Annotated in this window: 5 protein-coding genes; 4 read left to right on the forward strand and 1 reads right to left on the reverse strand. The window is 71.5% G+C overall.

The annotated features are described in order from the left end of the window. The first annotated feature begins 314 nt into the window (after positions 1–314). Both AB8Z36_RS34665 and AB8Z36_RS34670 read left to right on the forward strand, forming a co-directional pair. A complete protein-coding gene (locus tag AB8Z36_RS34665) occupies positions 315–611 on the forward strand; it encodes a type II toxin-antitoxin system VapB family antitoxin (protein ID WP_003955420.1) in 297 nt (98 codons plus the stop codon). 169 nt (positions 612–780) lie between these two features. After that, positions 781–1,422: a LytR C-terminal domain-containing protein gene (locus tag AB8Z36_RS34670; protein ID WP_369217358.1), complete on the forward strand. Its 642-nt coding sequence runs from the start codon at positions 781–783 to the stop codon at positions 1,420–1,422. Between the two features lie 44 nt (positions 1,423–1,466). Here AB8Z36_RS34670 and upp read toward each other — a convergent pair whose 3' ends face one another. Beyond that, positions 1,467–2,102, reverse strand: a complete 636-nt coding sequence (gene upp / locus AB8Z36_RS34675; RefSeq protein ID WP_098243516.1) for a uracil phosphoribosyltransferase — start codon at positions 2,100–2,102, stop codon at positions 1,467–1,469. A gap of 86 nt (positions 2,103–2,188) precedes the next feature. Between upp and AB8Z36_RS34680 the strand changes: the two genes are divergently transcribed. Both AB8Z36_RS34680 and AB8Z36_RS34685 read left to right on the forward strand, forming a co-directional pair. After that, positions 2,189–2,371, forward strand: coding sequence for a hypothetical protein (locus tag AB8Z36_RS34680; protein WP_440582078.1), 183 nt, complete (start codon positions 2,189–2,191; stop codon positions 2,369–2,371). Between the two features lie 203 nt (positions 2,372–2,574). After that, positions 2,575–3,123, forward strand: coding sequence for a tRNA adenosine deaminase-associated protein (locus tag AB8Z36_RS34685; RefSeq protein WP_369217360.1), 549 nt, complete (start codon positions 2,575–2,577; stop codon positions 3,121–3,123). The last annotated feature ends 22 nt before the right edge of the window (positions 3,124–3,145 follow it).

A 3,145-nucleotide genomic window follows, 5' to 3' on the forward strand; every position in this document is an offset into this window, starting at 1 on the left:
CCCCGAGGCCGCCCCGGCCCGGCCCGAGACCCCCGACCCCGAGGACCGGCCGCAGCGCGAGACGCGCGAGCGGCAGTCCACCGAGAACCGCTGACGACAGCCCGCACGCCGCCGTCACCGCAACGCCCCGGCAGCGACACGTTCGGGCGATTCCAGCGCCCCGGTGTGGACGGCGGCGGCGGGCTCTCGCGCACTTCGGCCACGGCGACCGGCTGGAGACTTACCGGTTTGCCCCCGTTTACGGTGGCATTTCCAGGAGTCGCACTCGGTCACCATGGCTGCGCCCGGTGAGCCTTGCCCGGTAGGCTTTCCGTGTGATCTTCAAGCGCATCGGAAACGGCCGGCCGTACCCCGACCACGGCCGGGAAAGCACCCGGCAGTGGGCGGATGTCGCGCCGCGCCCGGTCCGCCTCGATCAGCTCGTGACGACCAAGGGGCAGCTCGACCTCGAAACGCTGCTCGCCGAGGACTCCACGTTCTACGGCGACCTCTTCGCGCACGTCGTGAAGTGGCAGGGCGACCTGTATCTGGAGGACGGACTGCACCGCGCGGTCCGCGCCGCGCTCCAGCAGCGCCAGGTCCTCCACGCGCGCGTGCTCGAACTGGGCTGACCCGCCGCCGCGCCGGGACGCCCGGCGGCSGCCACCGCCCGGCCGCCCCACCCGTCACGGTGCCGCCGTCACCCCCACGCCGACCCACATTGGCCCTTTTGGGTTGCCCTGGACCCGGGTGGATGATCGTTTAGTAGGCATCGTCGCCACCCGGCACTACGCTGCGCCCATGAGCATGCTCACACCCCCCGGCATGGGCGGCGAATACCGCATCACGGGGGACAAGTTTCCTCGAATGCGCCGCACCGGCGGGCGCCGCAGGATCGTGCTCGCGGTCGTCGCATCCGCCGCCGCACTGGCCCTGATCAGCTGGGGCACTCTGCAGCTCATCCACGTCTTCTCCGGCGGCGCCAAGGCGTCGGCCGCGGGCGGCGGCCCCGACTGCGACCGCGCGAAGGACACGGCGGCCCGGACGCAGAAGGCGAAGCCGCTGCCGAAGCCCGGCCAGATCAAGGTCAACGTCCTCAACGCCACGCCCCGCGCGGGCCTCGCCAAGAAGACCGCCGACGAGCTGAAGAAGCGCGGCTTCGCGATCGGCGAGGTCGGCAACGCGACGAAGGCCTACGACAAGAAGGTCAAGGGCACCGGCATACTGCTCGGCGCCACCGCCGCGGCGGACACCGCGCTCCCCGTGCTCGGCACGCAGCTCGCGGGCGCCGAGCGGAAGACCGACGGCCGCAAGGGCGGCGAGGTCGATCTGATCATCGGCACCGGGTTCCAGGATCTCGCCAAAAAAGAGGACGCCGACAAGGCCCTGACGAAACTCGCCAAGCCCGAGCCGGCGTCCGAGCCGTCAGGCGGGAAGTGCTGACCGGCGGCGGCCGGTGAGCGCTGCCGCCGCTCCCGCCGCTCCCGCTACTCCGCCGTGCCGTACATGCGGTCACCGGCGTCGCCGAGGCCCGGCACGATGTACCCCTGTTCGTTGAGCCGCTCGTCGACCGAGGCCGTCACGACCGTCACCGGCGTGCCCGCGAGCTCGCGCTCCATGACCTCGACACCCTCGGGGGCGGCGAGCAGCACCACGGCGGTCACATCGTCGGCCCCGCGCTTGATCAGCTCCTGGATCGCCGCGACCAGCGTGCCGCCCGTGGCGAGCATCGGGTCGAGCACGTACACCTGGCGTCCGGAGAGGTCCTCCGGCATGCGCGTCGCGTAGGTGGAGGCCTCCAGGGTCTCCTCGTTGCGGATCATGCCGAGGAAACCGACCTCGGCGGTCGGCAGGAGCCGGACCATGCCGTCGAGCATGCCGAGACCGGCGCGCAGGATCGGCACCACCAGCGGGCGCGGATACGAGAGCTTCACGCCCGTCGTCCCGGTCACCGGGGTCTCGATGTCGACCTGCTCGGTGCGCACGTCCCGGGTGGCCTCGTACGCGAGCAGGGTGACCAGCTCGTCGGCGAGGCGCCGGAAGGTCGGGGAGTCGGTGCGCTTGTCGCGCAGCGTGGTGAGTTTGTGCGCCACCAGCGGGTGGTCGACGACGTGGATCCGCATGACATCAACAGTAACCGGGCCCGGACCCCGCCCCGCGCTGGCATCAATACCGCCGACCGGGGGAAGGTGGGGACGTACGACCGGAGGTGGTGTGGGCCATGGCGGAACGCAAACCGGACGACGAGACCGACGCCGAGCGGCGCAGGCGCCGTGCCCAGTTCCTCCGTGAACGCAACGAGGCCATCGAGCTCCGCGAGCGCGTGAAGCCGCGCCGCGCCCGGGCCGCACGCATGCGTCAGCAGATGCGCATGCGCACATTCCGCTGGTGACCACCCCGCCCCGGGACGGGGTGTGCGGAGGGCCGGGAAAAAACCCGACGCGGACACAGCGGGCGGAAGACCTCTCCTGACGGCGCTGTTTCTGCCACGATTCCGAATGGGCGGGGCTCGGCACAACTGCCTCGCTCCCCGACCTCGCCGGGGGGACCCCTAACCGCCAACCGGCACCGCTTATGACCAGTGGGAGAGTCACGGTGTACTTCGCCGCACTGCTCGCGCGCACCGAAGACGGGTGGGAAGCGAGCGACACGGAGCTCGACGATGTGGAGACCCTGGCGGATCTGGCCGATCTGGCCCGTGAAGCCACGGCCGACCACGACGACGACACAGTGCTCGTCTTCATCGAACAGGAAGACGCGTGGTTCGGCGTCGTCCGGGTGGACGGTGAGGAGGACCCCCGGATCTACGTCTCGGACGCGGCAGCCGCCGCCCGCAGCTCGTACGGGGAGATCCTGCTCACCGACGAGATGCTCGGGCGCGATCCGGACGCGTCCGACGACCTGGACGCCCTCGACCTGGACGGCACGGAGGACGGCGAGCCGGAGGGCACCGCCGACGACGACGAGGACGAGGGACCGGCCGACACCGGTGAAGCGGCGCCCGCGGGCCCGCTCGGCGACACGGAGATCCTCGCCGACCTCGGGGTGCCGGAGAAGGACCTGCTCGGCCTGGAGGCCGGGGACGCCCTCAGCGACATCGCCGAGATCCTCGGGGCGGCGGAGGTGCTCGAAACCGTCCGCTAGGTTCCCGGTGTGACCGACCCGA

The sequence above is a fragment of the Streptomyces flavofungini genome (assembly GCF_041028215.1).
Taxonomy (GTDB): domain Bacteria; phylum Actinomycetota; class Actinomycetes; order Streptomycetales; family Streptomycetaceae; genus Streptomyces; species Streptomyces flavofungini_B.

Coding starts and splice junctions, on each gene's coding strand:
- upp (WP_098243516.1), bottom strand. CDS start 2,102: ATGCGGATCCACGTCGTCGACCACCCGCTGGTGGCGCACAAACTCACC.
- AB8Z36_RS34670 (WP_369217358.1), top strand. CDS start 781: ATGAGCATGCTCACACCCCCCGGCATGGGCGGCGAATACCGCATCACG.